This window comes from Clostridium zhoujianii (genome assembly GCF_051590805.1).
GTDB lineage: Bacteria > Bacillota > Clostridia > Clostridiales > Clostridiaceae > Clostridium.
In genome coordinates this window covers 10,256-29,784 of the sequence record NZ_JBPUTF010000004.1, presented here as the reverse complement: position 1 = coordinate 29,784, position 19,529 = coordinate 10,256, and the positions used below count along the sequence as shown (strand labels likewise).

The 19,529-nt window shown below is 29.6% G+C and carries 11 protein-coding genes and 1 tRNA gene; 3 read left to right on the top strand and 9 right to left on the bottom strand.

Going from position 1 to position 19,529, the window contains the following annotated elements; genetic code table 11:
- Positions 1 to 15: 15 nt before the first annotated feature.
- The 7 genes from ACSYT2_RS16085 to ACSYT2_RS16055 all read right to left on the bottom strand — a co-directional run bounded on the left by ACSYT2_RS16085 (position 16) and on the right by ACSYT2_RS16055 (position 8,179).
- Positions 16 to 1,140, bottom strand: a complete 1,125-nt coding sequence (locus ACSYT2_RS16085; RefSeq protein WP_438385176.1) for a Card1-like endonuclease domain-containing protein — start codon at positions 1,138 to 1,140, stop codon at positions 16 to 18.
- A gap of 136 nt (positions 1,141 to 1,276) precedes the next feature.
- A complete protein-coding gene (locus tag ACSYT2_RS16080) occupies positions 1,277 to 1,429 on the bottom strand; it encodes a zinc-ribbon domain-containing protein (protein WP_430857957.1) in 153 nt (50 codons plus the stop codon).
- Positions 1,430 to 1,765: 336 nt separating this feature from the next.
- Positions 1,766 to 1,840: transfer RNA gene (locus tag ACSYT2_RS16075), tRNA-Arg, on the bottom strand.
- A 71-nt stretch (positions 1,841 to 1,911) separates the two neighbouring features.
- On the bottom strand, positions 1,912 to 2,784 hold the full coding sequence (locus tag ACSYT2_RS16070) for a sensor histidine kinase (RefSeq protein ID WP_430857958.1): 873 nt from the start codon (positions 2,782 to 2,784) through the stop codon (positions 1,912 to 1,914).
- A gap of 194 nt (positions 2,785 to 2,978) precedes the next feature.
- Positions 2,979 to 6,101: an AAA family ATPase gene (locus ACSYT2_RS16065; RefSeq protein WP_438385175.1), complete on the bottom strand. Its 3,123-nt coding sequence runs from the start codon at positions 6,099 to 6,101 to the stop codon at positions 2,979 to 2,981.
- A complete protein-coding gene (locus tag ACSYT2_RS16060; RefSeq protein WP_438385174.1) occupies positions 6,102 to 7,307 on the bottom strand; it encodes an exonuclease SbcCD subunit D in 1,206 nt (401 codons plus the stop codon). It abuts the gene before it with no gap.
- Positions 7,308 to 7,375: 68 nt separating this feature from the next.
- A complete protein-coding gene (locus ACSYT2_RS16055; RefSeq protein ID WP_430857961.1) occupies positions 7,376 to 8,179 on the bottom strand; it encodes a DUF1189 domain-containing protein in 804 nt (267 codons plus the stop codon).
- 213 nt (positions 8,180 to 8,392) lie between these two features.
- Between ACSYT2_RS16055 and ACSYT2_RS16050 the strand changes: the two genes are divergently transcribed.
- From ACSYT2_RS16050 to ACSYT2_RS16040, 3 genes are all read left to right on the top strand, one after another.
- A complete protein-coding gene (locus tag ACSYT2_RS16050) occupies positions 8,393 to 9,571 on the top strand; it encodes a L,D-transpeptidase (protein WP_430857962.1) in 1,179 nt (392 codons plus the stop codon).
- A gap of 44 nt (positions 9,572 to 9,615) precedes the next feature.
- Entirely contained in the window at positions 9,616 to 10,821 is a 1,206-nt protein-coding gene (locus ACSYT2_RS16045) for an NAD(P)/FAD-dependent oxidoreductase (protein WP_430857963.1), read from the top strand.
- Positions 10,822 to 11,012: 191 nt separating this feature from the next.
- Positions 11,013 to 12,221: a CCA tRNA nucleotidyltransferase gene (locus ACSYT2_RS16040; RefSeq protein ID WP_438385173.1), complete on the top strand. Its 1,209-nt coding sequence runs from the start codon at positions 11,013 to 11,015 to the stop codon at positions 12,219 to 12,221.
- Between the two features lie 61 nt (positions 12,222 to 12,282).
- Here the strand turns inward: ACSYT2_RS16040 and addA are convergent, their stop codons facing one another.
- Both addA and addB read right to left on the bottom strand, forming a co-directional pair.
- Positions 12,283 to 15,990 (bottom strand): helicase-exonuclease AddAB subunit AddA, encoded by a 3,708-nt coding sequence (gene addA / locus ACSYT2_RS16035; RefSeq protein WP_438385172.1) that lies wholly within the window; start codon positions 15,988 to 15,990, stop codon positions 12,283 to 12,285.
- On the bottom strand, positions 15,977 to 19,441 hold the full coding sequence (gene addB / locus ACSYT2_RS16030) for a helicase-exonuclease AddAB subunit AddB (RefSeq protein ID WP_438385171.1): 3,465 nt from the start codon (positions 19,439 to 19,441) through the stop codon (positions 15,977 to 15,979). Before addB ends, addA begins: the two co-directional genes overlap by 14 nt.
- Positions 19,442 to 19,529: the final 88 nt, after the last annotated feature.

Here is a 19,529-nt window from a genome sequence, read left to right as displayed (position 1 = left end):
GAAGGTTATCCTTCTTTATTTTTTTATTATACTTGTTAGTTTTTTCTTGAATGCATCAATATTCTTATCTACTATAACTAAGTTTATTCCCATTTCCTTAGCCCTATCTATTACTGATACCTTTATTGGTTGCTTTGTAGCCACTAATATCTTTATTGCCTTAGGACCTCCCAATCTATTACTGTATACCTCTAATTCATTTAATGCATTTTCATCATACTTATCACTATCTTTACATGATATACATAGTAATACAGAATCTTTAACTGCTATTACATCTAATTCATTTCGTACTCTCTTTGCGCCTTCACTCCAAAGAAATATTACACTGCTCTTTACTTCATCAACTTCTTTAATTTCATTAATTACTACATTAGTCAAAACCTCTAGCCAGGTTCCGCTCTTAAACAAAAAGCCTTTAAGGTAATTATTTTTAAAGGTAACAAATATCTCACTACCTTTATTATAATACTCCAGTCCACCTGTTTCTTTTAAATATTTAAGAGTATTAGATACTATAGTTAATTCTTCTTTGATTAATAAATACTTATTGATTATTACTTTAGAAGTATCCTTATAATCATGCTTAAAGGTATTGTTATCATATAATCTCTGCTTATATTTATGCCATAGTTCTAAATGTCTAAGTATTTCTTTTGTTAAATCAACTATCTCTTTCTTTGAGCATAAATATGATGAATCATCTACTATGTTAGCTCCAGCTAGCTTTGTTATATCTTCTATAGTCATATCTTCAAGTTGTTCTTTAATAACTCTAAAGTTCTCACCTAATATGTACCTCTTTTTATTTAATAAATCTACATATATACTCTGTAGTTTTAATTCAATTGCAATCTTTAATAGGATTAGTGAATTTATTCTTTCTCCACCAGTCAAATTTATAAGAATATCTCTATCCTTCTTGCTATCAATTGTATCTTTTATGCAATCAGAATCCCCTGGCTCTAGTATCACTTCCTCTATATATAAGGTATCTTCTATCTTTTTTAACTCTCTTATCTTTGGCAAATCCTCCTTTTGCACAAGCATTACTATATTTATTACATTAAACTTTTTAGCTAACATTATTGTTACTTCATTATGCTCATCAAATTGGCTAATTATTAAACTAAATCCCATAAAACTATAACATCCTTTATATTAATTCTTACCTTTTAATGTAACCAAAGACTCTTTAAATTATCAATTTCAAGATTTATATATTTTAAAATGCAAAAAAGGCTGTAGTTTTAACTACAGCCTGTAATAATCAAAATTATCTTCTATTTTGTTCTTTCTTAGCTCTTCTACAAGATGCACATCTTGTTGGCTCATTATCGAATCCCTTTTCCTTGTAGAATTCTTGTTCTCCTACTGAAAATATGAATTCACTACCGCAATCTCTGCATACTATTGTTTTATCTGTCATAATAATTCCTCCTAATTTAAAAGATTCTAATTTAATAATAATCTCCAATTAAGAAAAACTATTTATATAAACGAAACTTTTTTTGGTTGTTAGCATCTCTGCTACTTATTCATAATAACACATATTTTGCTATTTTGCAATAGCTAAATTAAAAAATACCATTTTTTTTGTTTTTTATATAATTTTATTAATTTCTTAGCCTCAAATTCAATGTATCTATTATCTCTTTAATAGCTTTACTTTAATTATTCTTCCTATCGCTAAATATAAACTTTTAACTCTATCAAAAAAAAGAATGACTATATACAAATGATATAGTCATTCTTTAATCACATATGGCAGGGCGTACAGGAATCGAACCCATAATGTACCGTCCGTAGCGGTAAGTTATATCCGTTTAACTAACACCCCAAATACTAAATAACAAAATTATATTAACATAAAGGTAAGATTATCGCAAGTAAATTAAGTTAGTTATTCTTTTATAAATAAATATCTGAGAACTCTATCTCTAATTGTTCAACTTTATTCTTTTTAACAAATTCACAATCTCTTTTTTGATTTTCTATGATCTTCTTAGGAATAATAACCTTAAATTCTGATCCTTTCCCCTCTTTACTAACTAACTTAACCAATCCATCATGAGCCTTAGTTAGATAGTTAACTAAATCTAATCCAATCCCACTTCCAGTATATTCACCTCTTTTATTTTGGGTAGACTGAACAAATCTATTAAATATAAGTTCTTGCTCCTCTAAAGGTATTCCTGGACCTTCATCTTTAACTGAAATCTTTATATTTTTATCATCAACAAGAACATCTATAAAAATATGACTTCCTTTAGGTGAAAATTTAATTGCATTTGATAGTAAGTTCATTACAATCCTATCTAACGCTTGTGGATCCACAGCAGATATACACTCCTCAACATTTGTATCAAAAACTAATTGAATCTCTTTCTGCTCTGCATATTCATCTATAGAGGTAACAGTGGCTTCTACCATACTTATAATATCAATATTACTTTTATTTAATCTATAAAAATTACCTTCTAATTTAGTAGTATCAATTAGATTATCAATTAATTTTATCATTTTAAGGCTATTTCTTTTAATTAAGTCTCTATACTCTTTACCTTTAGGAGACAACTTAAAATCATTATTTTCCTTACTATTGCTTTGAATACACTGAACTATGCTTAATATAACATTAATAGGATTCCTTAAATCATGGGATATATTCAACAGAAAGTTTTCCTGTAAACTTACCTTTTCCTCTAAACTTCTAACTATACTAATCAACTCTTCCTTTGTTAAGTTATCAACTTCAACCTTTCTTTCCGCCCTTAAAACCATTTTTATCTCCTTCTATGACTATAATAACTCTATAACTTAAAAATTTCCATATTATTGAAACCATAACTTTATATTATCATATTGCCTTTTTTAAAACAATAATCTTTTTCAAATTTTTGGAAGTTTTTATTTTGTTATGTTATTTTTAGTATAATTTAAATTAAAAAAGAGGAATGTTAATTTCCTCTTTCCCTTTAGACAATATTAAATTTTGTACTACTTCCTTCTGAGGATGCTTTTATCTCTAATTGCATATCAACTCTTTCTTTTAGTTCTGGAACATGAGATATTATTCCAACTAATCTTCCTCCCTTTTGTAAGTCTAGTAATGCATTTATAGCATTCTCCAATGACTCAGGATCGAGTGTTCCAAAACCTTCATCAATAAACATAGTATCTAAGGATATTCCTCCTGCATTTGCTTGAACTACATCAGATAACCCTAATGCTAAAGCTAATGATGCCTTAAAGCTTTCACCTCCAGATAAGGTTTTAACATGCCTAGATTTACCTGTGTAATTATCATATACTTCAAGTTCTAGCCCTTGCTGTGCTGTTCCTTTACCCTTATCTTCTTTCCTCTTTAGTATAAATCTTTCACCAGTCATTTTAGACAACCTTAAGTTAGCTGAGTCAATAATCTCTTGGAAGTATGAGGCTAATACAAATCTTTCAAAACTTATATATGGGCTCTTTCTACCATTTGCTAAAGTTGAAAGTTCGCCTATAACCCTATATTCTTGCTCCTTTACCTCAAATTCCCTCTGTATATTCTTTATTTCTTTTAATATATTAGAATTATTACTTACTACAGAATAGATTTCTTTTGCTAACTTTGAAACTTCCTCTTCCTTTGATTTATTTAATAAAATCTCCTCATCTATCTTCTCTAATTCGACAAACTTAATATCCTTTGTTTTATCTTTTAATTCAACTTTCCTATCACTTAATGATTTTAACTCTTCTTTATATGAATTTATTTCTTTTGTGAAATTTTCTATACTTTCTACAGCTTTTTTAGCTCCTTCATATTCTTCATACCCACTAAAGCCAGCTTCTTTAATTTTATTTTCTATTTGTCTCTCTTTATTATCTATATCTTCTTCTATTTCAATAATTATTTTTGTTATTTCTTTTATCTTCGCTTCTTCTGATGCTAACCTATGTCTATAATTATTAACCTTCTCCTGTGACTCTTTTAGTGCTCTATTATATTGGTTTATCTTATCCTCAATTATCCTAACTCTATTCTTAAGATCCACTAAGGAGCGCATATCTTCCGGTACTTCTCTTTCAAGGGCTTTAAGTGTCTCTTCTTCTCCCTTCAAAGCTCCAAAAATATTAGTATACTCACTATTTAGTTGGGTGAAATATACCTCCTTCTCTTTTAGTAAATTATCTATTTCCTCTATTCTTTTATCTATCGATGATTTTTCTAGTACTTCTTTTTCTAGCTTCTTAAATATTAATGCAAGCTCATCTAACTGAATCTTTAATTTAATTCCAGCCTCTTTTACAAGACCTAAAGAATCTTTTCTATATTCTGTACCACATTTAATATACTCATCAATCTCTCTAAGCTTTATATTAATTACATCTGATAATAAAGCTTCATTTGCCTGCTTTACTTTAGTTAAAGATAATATACCTTTATTGTATTCTTCTTGAGCTTTCTCAAATCTCTTTTTACTTTCTTTAAGCTCTAATTCAGTTGGTACACCTTTTACCCTTTTAGCTGGATTAGGATGCTCTAATGATCCACATACAGGACAAGGGGTACCTATCTGTAGCTCTGTAGCTAAAATACCAGCTTGCTCTTTCATATATATTTCTTCCTTAGTTTCATATTCAACTTTGGAAGACTTATATTTATTTTCTATAATCTCAAATCCATCCTTTAAATCCATATAACTTTTTTCATCATCTTCATACCTTTTAATAGACGTATATAAATCTCTAGCTATATTTATTAATTTGCTCTTTTCTTCTATATCCTTTTCTAATACAATCTTCTTCTTTTCTAGCTCAGAAATCTCCTTACTTCTCTTCTCTTTTTCTAATTTTTCTTCTTTTAAGCTCTTTATATCATTTTCTTCTATTTTAGATAACTTGATATTTTTTTCTAACTTTTCTTTTAAATTTTTAATACTCTGTATCTTATTTTCCAATTCCTTTAACTTTGGCTCTTTTTCTTTTAATAGGCTGGCGCTCTCAAGAAGCTTTTCCTTTTCCCCTTCTTTTCCTTCTTCTATCTTTAAAGCAAACTCTGCTTCCTTTAAGTCATTCTTTATTTTTATGATGTTACTATTTACATCATCTCTATCCTTAACTTTTACCTTGTTATTTTTCTTTTGTAAAGCTACAGTATCTTCTATATATATAATTTCTTTTGCTTTATTTGCCTTACTTAATAATTCTTCTTTAGAATCTACCTCATCTTTCTTATCTAATAAAACCTTTAACTTTTCAATTACCTTCTTTTCTTCTTCGATTAGATTATTGTTATTCTCACCCTTCACTCTATCCATTTGAAGTTTTTCTATATCTTCTCTTACCTTCTTTAAATCTACCTCAATACTCTTCCCCTTATCACTGCTCTTTTTAATAAGATTTTCAAGTAAATTAATAATATTATTGAAATCTATATATTCACCAATTGTTATTGGATCATCACTTTTTATATTTTTAGCATTAGTCAGCACTCTTTCCTTTGCCTTCTCCAAATCCTTATATAAAACCCTTGCTTTATCAAATAATAAAGCTTGAATTTTTTCATAAGTGTACGTTCCAAATATTTTTCTAAAAATTCCTTCTCTCTCCTTGGAATCTGCAAGTAATAGCTTCTTGAATTCCCCTTGTGGTAGCATAACAATTTGCTTAAACTGCTCCTTATTTATTCCTAATAACTCATTTATCTTATTACTTACATTACTAGCACCTGTTCTAACACTATCATCAGGTAATATTAGCTCAGCCTCCGCTCCTTGAGTTGTAAATCCTTCACCTTTAACCTTTGGCTTTAATTGCTGAGGAACTCTTCTTAAATGATATTTTTCTCCTCTAATTTCAAAATCTAGCTCTACATATGTTAATCTATCTTTAGCAGCAAAGTCACTTCTTAATGAATCATTTTCCCTAGTGCTACCACTTGCTTCTCCAAATAATGCATAGCTTATTGCATCAAAAATAGTAGTCTTTCCTGCTCCTGTAGGTCCTGTTATAAGAAATATATTCTTTCCATCTAATAATTCAAAGTCTATTATTTCTTCCTTAGCATAAGGTCCAAAAGCTGACATAACTAACTTTAAAGGTCTCATTTATTCTCCCTCCCCTCTTAAAACTTCATTAATAACGTTCTTTATAACATTCTCTTTTACTTCATTAAATTCTCCGCTTCCTAATCTTTCATAATATTCCTTAAATAAATCAAGCTCAGATTTGTTTTTATATCCTGCTGAAGCTGATGTAATACTACCCTCAATACTCTTTTTCTCTTCTCTTTTAAGTAGCATTATATTAGGATATACAGCTCTTAACTTCCCTATTGGATCCATTATTTCACCTTCATCAGTTAAAATAGCTTGAATATAATCTTCATTATTATTCTCATCTTCACTTGCTGCCTTTATTAACTCCTCTATTGGCCCTTTTATTATTCTCATATCATGTAATGGTGATAATTCCTCATGTCTAATATTTAGGTTCTTATCTCCATCAATCTCAACTATAACTACACCCTTTTTATGATTAATTTCAGAAAAGGAATATTTCATTAATGATCCTGAATACCTAATTCCCTCTCTACCAACCTTTTGTCTTCCATGTAGATGTCCTAATGCAACATAATCAAATTTTTTAAATACTTCTCCATCTATTAAATCAGTTCCACCTATTGATAGAGGTCTCTCTGAATCTGAAATCTCTAATTCTGCTGCTTCATACTTGTTATCATCCTCACATTCAATAGCTTCTTCCCTCTTTAATGTAACATACCCGTGAGCTACCATAATATTTCTACTGTTACAATCTATATCATCTTCTATCTTTTCTATAATGGCTTTCATTGCATCATTGTGAGTTCTAATCTTAGGATTTTCATACTTCTTCCTAATTACTGCTGGATCTGCATATGGAACTAAATAAAAATTAACACTTCCATCCTTATCCTCAAGAGTAATCTTTTTTATAGAACTATTAATTGTTCCTGAAATATATAGTCCTTCTTTCTCTAAAATTTCACTACCAAAGGCAACTCTCTCTCCACTATCATGATTACCTGATATAGCTATTATCTTCACTTTATTATTTATAAGTATCTTACTAAAAGTCTCATTTAATAATTCCACAGCCTCAACTGGTGGAATAGACCTATCATATATATCTCCAGCAATTACTAAAGCATCTGGTTTTTCAACTTTTATTAAATCTATCAATTTATTAAGTATATATCTCTGATCACTTATCATTGAAAACTCATTAACTAGCTTTCCTATATGCCAATCTCCAGTATGAATAATCTTCATATTTATTCCTCCTTACACTCCTATACATTGATTTAATTATAAAATTAAAAAAGTGGCATAGCCACTTTTTATTGAATATTTCTATTTTCATTTATATCTTTTCTCATATTTCTTAATACTAGTAGTGTTAGTACTAAAGTACCTACCATACTAGCAGAATTGAAGTATACTCCAGGGAACAGCACTGTTAGTATTGTTACTAAGACTGTAGGTAAAGTTGCCGCATATATTACTAAAGAGAACATATTTGAATATTTCAAGTTTATACCAAGGGTAAAATTTGTTAGCATTGCTAATAAAGCTATCATAGCCACATCAATCAAATATGATAAGAATGTCTCCACAACAATCATTATTAAAAATGCAATTCCTATAAATTTACTAGCAAACTCTATACTATCCATTATTGACTGATTATCAATAGAGTTATTAGCCAACATATCCTTGTATTTAGCTACCTTACTAGGAAACATATCTGAACTAATTGATAATCCATCCTTTAGTAATAAAATATATGAGTCTACATGTGCTGTCATACTTCTTAACTCATCTAATTTATCTATAGTAATATTATCATCTATATATACTAATGTATTGCCTTCTTCTATTTTTAATGGTGATGTTTCTATGTCTAATATTCCATCCTGAAGCTTAAACCTATACTTATCTTCTTTTAAGCTTTCTAATGTACTCTTTATAGATTTATTCATATTAACTGATGCTACAATACCAGTTCCAATTCCACATACTAGAGATAGTACTAATGCGTACAGTAATGCCCTACCTACCCCCTCTTTCATATACCTTGGAAACTCCTTAATGTTATATAAAGAATTTACAAACTTCACAAATATATTTGTCTTTTTATTCATATTATCCTCCTGATTTCTAAATAATCCTTCTTTCTAAAAAACCCCTAGGTTATATCCCAGAGGTTTGTCACACTATTCTAATATTTTCATATAACACTATTTTAACCCTTTTTAATCTCATAATTCAACCCCTTATAGATTTTATCTAATGTTTAACTTCTCTCTTTACTGTCAATATTATTAAATATGTTTGCAATATACGGAGGTATTTAAATGAAAAAGAAAAATTCACTAACTTTTACTACTCATAAAATCAAAAAAAGTAATATCAAGCTTTATTTATCATTCTTTTTAATTCTAACTATACTTGGAACTATTATATTCTATGAGATTTTTAGTTATAAAATTTTGATTAAAGATTTTATGTCCTACTTTGATCAAAATAAATTCTCCACTGCAAATAATTTGTTATTGACTAATGAAAATTTAAATCCTCTAAAGTCGATTTTTATGGAGAAAGATTTATCTACATACTTTTCTGATAAAATAGAGACTCTTTCATCTAAAGTTGAACAAGGTGAAATAAGTGAGAGAGATGCTTTAACTATAATTACAGAGATTAATCGCTATAACTTAATTCAAAGTAATTCAGATACACCTGTTGGCGCATTGAGTAATTATAGCAATACTCCTTATGGCAAAGCCCTATCTTTCTATAACTCTGGTAAATATTCTGATGCTTATAGTTCATTTTTAACTATAAAACCCTCAGATGAAAATTATAATAACGCAATATCATATTTAGATAAATGTAAGTCTGCTCTTAAATCAGATACATTTAAGAAAGTTGATGCTTTATGCCTGGACAATTACTATACAAAATCTTTAGAATTAATTGATGGAGTCAGTAAAATTATCGGTAGTGATAATGATATTCTTGCTAAGGTAGAAGAAGTTAAAAATCAAAGAGCGGACTATTTAGCAAAAGAAAATGATAAAACTCAGGCCGCATCTGCCTCTATTCTTAGTAGTTTATCAAATACAAATATAAATACCCTTGGACTAGAAAGTATAACCTCATACTTAATTCATGTAGATATACCAAATCAAAAAACCTATATATACAAAGGTAGCAAGGATAAATGGCAAATAACTAAGACATTTACTTGTTCTACAGGTATTGAAGGTGAGGAGACTCCTCAAGGAATTTATACTATAAAAGAAAAAGGGAAATGGTTCTTCTCTGATAAATATCAACAAGGGGGCAAGTATTGGGTTCAATTTTATGGAGACTATTTGTTCCACTCCCTCCCTTATGATAAAACCCAAAGTAATGTTGTTGATTATACCTTAGGAAAACCTTCATCTCATGGTTGTATTAGACTTCCAGATGAAGATTCTAAATGGATATATGATACTATTCCTGCTGGAAGTAAAGTAATAATTAAATAATTCAAGGAAATACTACTTAATAAATTGCTTTTAGGAGGAGTAGTATGAAATTAATTGGTGGCAACCCACTTTGGCATAATATAAATGCTATAAAACAAAAATATAACCCACTAAAAGATAACACTAGCTGTGATATTCTAATTATTGGCGGCGGTATAACTGGAGCCATATGTGCCTATTTCCTATCGCAACTAGGAATTAAATGTATACTCCTTGAAGAGAATACTGTGGGTATGTCTAGTACTTCAATCTGTACTTCTATCCTACAGTATGAAATAGATTTAGACATAATCGATTTATCAAAAAAAATAGGTGAAAATAATGCTAGAAGGGCTTTTGTCTTATGCAAAGAAGCCTTATATACAATTGCTGAAATAATTAAAATTCATAATATTGATTGCTCTTATCTAGAAGTACCATCCCTTTATTATTCTCATAATGATAAGGACTATATGTCTATGAAAAGAGAATTTAATTTAAGAAGTGACTGTAGGTTTAATGTTGATTTCCTTGATAAGGATGCATGTGACAACTATTGTCCTTTTCCTATATCTTCTGGAATCCTCTCTCATTCAGGGTCAGCTGTCTTAGATCCCTATTTATTCACAGTAAATCTTTTAAAGTTATGCCATACTAAAGGGGTAAAGATATTTGAAAAAACTAAAGTTAAATATACTATCAATCTAGATAATGGAATTGTATGCACTACCACTAATGACTTAAATATAACATGCAAAAAATTATTAATATGTACTGGCTATAATGCTGCTAGTCTATTTAAAGAACATCTTGCTAATTTTACTAGAACCTTTAATATAGTGACCTCACCAATAGACTCTGGTACTGAATTATGGTACAAGAATATGATTATGAAAGATAATACAGATTATCATACGTATATAAGAACTACAGATGATAGTAGAATAATAATTGGCGGTGAAGATATATCTGACCTAGGTTATGATGAACATAAAAATAAGAATGCATATAATAAATTAGAAAGTAAATTAAAAAAATTACTCCCTAGCTTAGGTGAATATACTATTGATTATAAATTCAATGGGATATTTGCTGATACAAGTGATAGCTTACCTTATGTTGGTGAGCATCCTGATTTCAAGGATCACTATTTCTGCCTAAGTTACGGTTCTAATGGAATACTTTATTCTGTTCTAGGAGCCCAAATTATTGGTAAATTGTATAATGGTGATGAAATACCTGATTTAGATTTATTTAAATTTAGACGATAGTAAAAGCTTAACTTCCCTTAATGGATACTTTATAATATTCTTAAGGTAAGTTAAGCTTTTTAATCTACTAGATTAAAAATTTAATACATGCACCTGCAAGATTTTCTTTAAGCAAGCTTCTGAAATGTAGATGTGTAAAGAACCCAATAGCCCCATGCTCGTCTTGATATTTTTTATGGAGGAAATTATTAATGAATATAAAAATTCCTAGTGATGTACAATTTATTATTGATTGCTTTTACAATAATGGATATGAGGCCTTTATGGTAGGTGGCTGTGTTAGAGATTCTCTTTTAAATAAAGACCCTATGGATTATGATATAACAACATCAGCTCCACCTGAAGTGACAGAAAAACTTTTCTCAAAAACAATTCCTACTGGTATTCAGCATGGAACCATTACTGTACTAATAAATAATGTTCCTTATGAAGTAACTACTTATAGAACTGAAGGTAAATATATAGATAACAGGAGACCTGACAGGGTTGATTTTGTAACCAGTATAAAAGAAGATTTATCTAGAAGAGATTTTACTATAAATGCCTTTGCTTATAATAACAAAGAAGGTCTTATAGATTATTTTTCTGGTATGAGTGATCTTAATAAAAAAAATATTCGTTCTGTTGGAATTGCCAATGATCGTTTTAATGAAGATGCATTAAGAATGCTACGTGCTATACGGTTTAGTTCCCAGCTTGATTTTAGTATTGAAGCTAAAACTTATAACGCAATATCAATTAATTCTTCTCTCATAAAAAATATTAGTCATGAACGAATTAGAGTAGAAATTTCTAAAATCCTTTTATCTAATAATCCTTTTAAAGGACTTTGTATGCTTAAAGATACTGGTATTTTATCCCGTATCTTACCTGAACTAACTACTAAAATTAATCCTAATATTGATCTGGTTCCAAATAATATTTCTTGTAAGCTTGTAGCACTATTTAAAAATCTTGATATTGAAATAATATCAAAAGTATTAAAAAGATTAACCTTTGACAATTCTACTATAAATAGAACCTTAATTTTAACCAAGCATTATAAAGATATAGATAATTGTAATTCCAAATCAGATTGTAAGAGATTAATTTCTAAAGTTGGTCCAGAAAATATTTTTGACTTAATATCTTTACATGAGACTATTGAAATGATTAATCTTAGCACCCTTAGAAATTATGTTAATTCTATTCTTGATAATCAAGATCCCATCTATATTAAAGATTTAAATATTGATGGTAATACCTTAAAGACGGAGCTCAATCTAATATCCGGAAAAATAATTGGAGATCTCTTAAATCATCTCTTAAATTTAGTTATAGATGATAAGATTAATAATGATACATCTAGTCTTCTAATAGCGGCTAAAAAATATAATGCTATAAAAGGAAGCTCCGTATAAATAAGATATAAAGTAAAAAGTGGATTCAATAATTTGAATCCACTTTTTTAGTTAATTTTATCTATAAAATCACTTGAATTTCCTTATCTAAATAGAATAAATATAAATAGCATTCACTTACCTTCTTACCAGTAATCTTTCTTAATGCATCACTATAATAGTTAAGCTGTAGCCTATACTTATTTAGTACTTCCTCTTCATTACCTTCTTCAACGTAATCAGTTTTATAATCAAGTAATATTAAATCCTCTCCTTCATAGAAGAAACAATCTATAACCCCTTGAAGTCTTACTTTCTCATCCCTAATGCTTTCTGGTAAGGTATCATCAGTATCTAAGGGACTAATCTCTGTATAGAATGGTAATTCTCTATAAACTTTATCTCCATTTTTATATGACTCTATCATTCTCTTACCTAGTTTACTTTTAAAGAAGTTAAATATCTTAGTTGCTCTTACAGCTTTAAATTCTTCATCACTTAATAGCTCTCTATGAACTAATTCCTTAAGCTGATCTTTTATTTCTACTATAGTAGAAACTCTATTTAAATCTAACTTTTGCATAACAAAATGCATGGCTGTTCCCTTTTCAGCTGAAGTAAGTCCCCTTTCCTCTTGAAGGAATTTAGGTTTTATATCAATCTTCTCTGCAAATAATTCATTAATCGTTACAGGATCAACTTCTTCATAATTTTTCTTTTTCAAATCTGATACTGAAAAATTACTCTTAAGATTAGTTGCCTCTTTAAATTTATACTCAAATCCTAATCTTCTATCAATTTCTTTATCCACAAATGTACTTTCAGAATTTATCAACAAATCTTCTTCTGAAATTTCATCCACAGCCTCTATTTTTTTCTCCCCAACTAGCTGCATTTTTGTCCAAATGTTAGTTTTCCATGTGGATAAGTCACTTTTTATATGGATATCCACAGCTTCTACTAATTCTCTTAATGTTTCACCATCTTTATGCTTACAGATAGCCATACCAATCCAATCCAAATATGACTTACCTTTAAGTACTTCTGATGGTAATATTATTTCATCATCTAAAGCTGCTGCATTACAACACTTAGCTACCCATCTTTCTAAATTAGAAGTTGCACCTGTTACAATTAACTTTTCCTTAGCTCTTGTAAAGGCAACATATAATATTCTCATTTCCTCTGATAAAGTTTCTAATCTTATTCTTTGCTTAATTGCTTCCTTAGGTAAAGTTGTATAACTAACTCTCTTTTCTAGATCTATTAGCTCAGGACCAAATCCTAATTCCTCATGATATAGAATATTCTTATTAAGATCCATAAGATTAAATTGTTTTCCTGCTCCACACAAGAATACTACTGGGAACTCTAGCCCCTTACTCTTATGTATACTCATTATTCTTACTACATCTTCATTTTCACCTAATATTTTGGCACTTCCCATATCTCCAGATGATTTTCTAAGCTTATTAATAAAGTTTATAAAGTTAAATAAACCTTTAAAGCTGGTTTGTTCATATTGTTTAGCCCTTTGGAATAATATCCTTAAATTTGCCTGTCTTAGAACCCCATTAGGCATAGCCCCTACATATCCGTAGTACGCTGTATCCATATATAAGTACCAAATAAATTCATCTATTGGAGTATATATTGATTTATCTCTCCATGCCTCTAATCTTTCAATTAAATCAGTACATTTCTTCTTTAATATCTCATCAGATTCTGTCTTTTCAGAAGCTATATCTTGAATATTCTCATAAAAATATTTACTCTTATCTACTAATCTAATATTAGCTAACTCTTCAACTGTGAAGCCCATTATCGGAGATCTTAATAAAGCTATCAACGGTACATCTTGCATTGGATTATCTATTACCTTTAATAATGACATTACTGTTCTCATTTCGATAGATTCAAAATACCCAGAACCAGTATCAGCATAAACTGGTATACCTTCTGATCCAAGCTCATCTAAAAATATTTCTGACCAATTTTTAGTAGCTCTTAAAAGTATAACTATGTCCTTATAAGTTACATGTCTATACTTTCCAGTTCCCTTATCTAGAACCTTAAATACTTCTCCATCCTTACCAGCTATAATTTCCTTTATTCTATTTGCTACTATTCTAGCCTCAAGATTCACAGCTCCTGTTTCCTCTTCCTCTTCATCAATAATTATATCTTCACTATCTTCTATTTCTGAGGATTTATCTAAAATGTGTAATTCAATATCTCCACCAACTACTACATTTTCTTCTTCTATTTCTTTATAGTCTGCTCCTAAATTTAAGGCTTCCTCATCAGTATATTCCAATTCTCCAACAACCTTAGACATAAGCTCTTTAAATATGTAGTTAACACCTTTAATCACTTCATCCCTACTTCTGAAATTCTTATAAAGTTGAATTTTTCTATTTTTTCCTTCATCCTTATGATATGAATTATACTTATCTAAAAATAACTCTGGTTTTGCCTGTCTAAATCTATAAATACTCTGCTTAACATCTCCAACCATAAATACATTAGGATCATCTCCATGTTTTCTAGAAACTAGATCTATTATGGCTTCTTGAACATTATTTGAATCTTGGTATTCATCTACCAATACTTCATCAAAATACTCCTTAAAATTCTCTGCCACATTAGAATTTTCACTAGTTAATATCTTTAAACATAAGTGCTCTAAGTCATTAAAATCTAAAGAGCCCTTATCCTTCTTAGCCTTAGCAAACCTTCCCTCAAATTCTATAACAATATTTGAAAGTTCTTTCATATATGGATATGATGCTTTTATAGAGTGTAACATTTCTTCTGGATTCATAGAGAATATATCCTCTTTCAACTTACCTATCTTCTTCTTAACATCATCCCTAATTCCCTTAACTCTATCCTGAACTGCCACATCGGATACTGTATTTTTTCTAACTGTTTTAAGCTTTGTAAAATTAATATTTTCTAACCTATTATAAATTGCTTCTACATTATCATTGATACACTCATATATAGATTGTAATGATGATATATCCTCAGCAAATGTATCAATATAAGGCTCTAATCCCTCTGTTTCTCTACATAGGTCTATTGCCTTATGTTCCATACTAATTAAACCTCTTAATTCAATCTCTATATTTTCTTTAAGAATTTTAACCCATGGACTATCATCTAATTCTTCAATCTTATCAATATTAAATTCCTCACTCTTATCTCTTAACCATTTTTCTGGCCAAGGACCACTCATAGAAAATCTATATAGATCTAATATTATTTCTTTTAACTTTTCATCATCCCTTGCCCCACTATATGCTTCAACTAAATTAAGAAACTCTCTATCCTCTTCTTCATACTTATCCTCAAAAAGCTCTTCAAGTATTTCCGCCTTTAAAAGCACTCCCTCTGTTTCATCTAATATTCTAAAAGATGGATCAAGCTCTATAATGTGAAAATTATTCTTTATAACATCTAGGCAAAATGAATGCATTGTAGTTATATTCGCCCTACTTAACAATGTTAATTGCTTCTGTAGCACCTTAGAATTAGGAGATTTTTCTAAAGCCTTAGTAATAGCTGCTGCTATTCTTTCTCGCATTTCAGATGCAGCTGCACTTGTAAATGTAACTACTAATAGCCTATCTATATCAACTGGATTCTCTTCATTAGTTATTATTCTTATAATTCTTTCTACTAATACTGCTGTCTTGCCTGATCCTGCAGCAGCTGCAATAAGTAAATTACACCTTCTAGTTTCTATAGCTGCTAACTGCTCTTTAGTCCACTTAGTTTCCCCCATCTTCTGTCCCTCCTTTTACTGCCTCTTTCATCTTGCTCCAAATTTCATTGTCATCCTTCTTAAGTACAAGCTTATACTTATTGTCCTTAATACTAGTGTCAAACTGACATATAGAAGAGTAATCACAGTATTCACAATAAGCCATCTTCTGGTTCTTACATGGTTCTATCTTAATCTTTCCACTAAGCATATCCTCGCATAACTCTATCATCTTGCTATTAACATAATCTCTTAATATGTTAAATTGCTCCTCAGTAATAACTGCACTATTAGATGAGAAGTCTCCATCTTTCTTAAATGTAGCAGGAATAACTAGTGAATAAGTCTCCATATCATTATCCATAGCACGTACTAGCTCTGCATCCTTAAGTAAAAGACCATTCATCTTTAATTTTTCTAATACCTGCTTTCTTATTTCTTCATCCTCTAGTTCTGTTTTACTCTTAATTATTGGATCATCAATTCTAAAGTATAATATAGCTCCTGGCATTGCTTGCTTATTAAGTATATTAGCTGAATTCTTTAATATAGCATCTAAATAAACTAATAGCTGAATTTGTAATCCATAATAAAGTTCATTTAAATCAAACTTCTTCGCTCCTGATTTATAATCTATTACTCTTACATATGTATTTCCGGCCATATCTAAGGTATCTATTCTGTCAATCCTACCAGTTAAAAATACCTCTTCTCCAGATGGTAATTGAAGCTTTATAGGTGCTCCATCACTAAAGCTTCCAAAGACAAATTCATTACTAAATATCTCGAATTGTCCCTTCCTCATCTGTTCTGAAATTATAGAAACTGATTTAGTAATAACTCTCTTAAATCTATCAGTAAAGTACTTATATCTCTTGCTACTATTAAGTATTGAATTAGTATCTTCCTTTAATTTTGTCTCTATAAGCTCTCCAACAATATTCCTACATCTATCCGTATTCAAATCTGACCAGGATATCTTCTCTCTTTTTACCTTTGTAGTAAACTCATCTAAAATATCATGCATAAATGAACCTAGATCCGGTGCCGAGAATTCATATATCTTTCTATCCCTTGCCTTTAATCCATATTGAACAAAGTAAGAGAAAGGACACTCTGCATATTTTTCTAACCTAGATACACTAAATAGTAACCTACCGCTATCTGTGCTATACAGCTCTTTTATTTTTTCTCTAGGCATAATTTCTCCAGTATTGCTGTACTTAAGCCCCTGGAATATATGACCTGTCTTATTCCCAAAGTCACCTTTTTCTCTATACCATGCATATACTTGCTCCCAGTAATCTTCTATATCTACATTTTCATAATTCTTTCTTAAAGATAAAATTAATTCATTAAAGGTTGGAATAGGTGCTGTAACCTTAGAAAATCTGTCTGCTCTCTCTCTTAAATTGTAAATATCACTTTCCTTAACAAGATTTGGGAATATTCTTTTAAGCCTTGGAATAACAATTGATGCTCTTAAGGACTTTCCTTCAAAATCAGCCATTGGATAGCTTATCATAATGAAATTGCTTGCTAAAGTTATTGCTGTATATACCATAAATTGTTCTTCAAAGACCTTAGCCTTAGTAGTAGATGATAATTCTACTCCCATATCTCTTAATAGATCTCTATCTCTATCTGTTAGTATCCCCTCTTCTTTATTAGCTGAAGGTAAGATACCATCATTAACTCCAACTATAAATATTGCCTTAGAGTTTCTACCCTTTATTCTAGCGATATCTCCTATATTTACCTGATCTAAAGCTACTGGAATAACACCAATTTCCTTACCTTCAAAACCTGAGTTTAGTATCTTATAGAAGTCCATCACATCTATTTTATCTTCTCCAATTACCTCTACTGCTTGATCTAATATATCTAAAACTATAGCTGGTACCTGCTCATACTCCATAACTTTACTTTGTATGCTATTTGCTTCAAAATTATCAATCCAGCTATCAATTCTCTTAAGAGCATTAAGTTCAACTAATAATTCATATATTGCAGTACATATCTGCCTTACACTTTTTTTATTTGAAATATCCTTATGGAACTTCATTAATGGCTCTCTAACCTTAATCATTATATCTATTGGGTCTAATATGTCTTCTTCATTAGATATATCCTGGCCTTCAACTATCTCCTTCGCCTCTTTAACTAGCTCCCCTGTCCATCTAAAACCTTTAATACCATTAGCTAAAATATAATTCTCAAGTATATCTATTTCCTTTCTATCTATACCTGTAAGTCCACTCTTCAAATATTTAAAAACACTTTCATAGGACCAATTTCTAAGGTGAACCTCAAATGCTGAAAGAATTAATACAACTAATGGATTACTTAATATATCAATCTTCTTATCTAAAAAGAATGGGATATTATATTCTTTAAATATTACTGTAGTTATCTTTTCATAATCATCTATATTCCTACAAACCACAGATATATCTCTATATCTATATTTTCTATCTCTTACAAGCCTCACAATCTCCTTTGCTACTGTTTCAACTTCATCATAGGAGTTATTTGCTTTATATAATCTTATATCCCTTACATCAGCCTTATAGCCTTCAAATGGATATGTAAAGAAGTACTTCTCTAAATGCTGTAATTCCTTGCTTTCAATAAATCTATTATTCTTATTTTTATTTAAATTAACAGGCTCTAGATACCCTATATGTTCATCCTGCATCATCTTTAATATTCTTAACTCCGTACTCTTTATTGAGTTAAATATATCAGTAACTTCATTTTCCTGACCATTACCTAACTCATCCATACATAAGGTTATGTTAATACTCTTGCATCTTTTAGCTAAAACTCTTATAACCTCCATTTGTTGAGGTGTAAAAGTAGTAAATTCATCTATCCATACCTCTGCTCCATCGTATAAATGACAATTCTCTAATTTTTTTGCTAATAAGGTAATCTCATCATCTGCATCGATTAGATTCTCTGCAACACTACTGTTAAATTTATCAAATATTAAAGATAAATCCCTTAACTTATCCTTTAATTCCTTATCTTCAATACCCTCTAAATTTTCTTTAAGAACCTCTGGCGTAACATTATACTTCTTAAATTCTGTTATTGTATCTGAAATTATATCTGTAAATCCCTGCTCTTTAGATATTCTATTAAAATATTTTAGCTTATCATCTCCCTCTTGAAGAATCTTATGAATAAGCATATTTCTACCTGAATCAGTCATTCTATCATGAACTCTTCCACCGCATTCCTCAAAAACTCTATGAGCCATTCTCTTAAAACTTAAAACTTGAGATCTTAATAATCCCTTCTCTCCAACATTCCTTAGAAGTGATGTTTCTCTTTGGAATGTGTACTGTTCTGGAACAATGTATATTAATTTATTATCATGACTATTTTCTAGCTTCTTTTTTATTTGATCTAGGCAAAAAGTACTTTTACCACTTCCTGCTCTCCCATAAATAAATCTTATTCCCATATAATTTAACTCCTAAAAACAAATTTATATATAGTACTTAATTCTATAAAGTACTATAAAAACCTTCTATATATAAATTAAAAGGCTT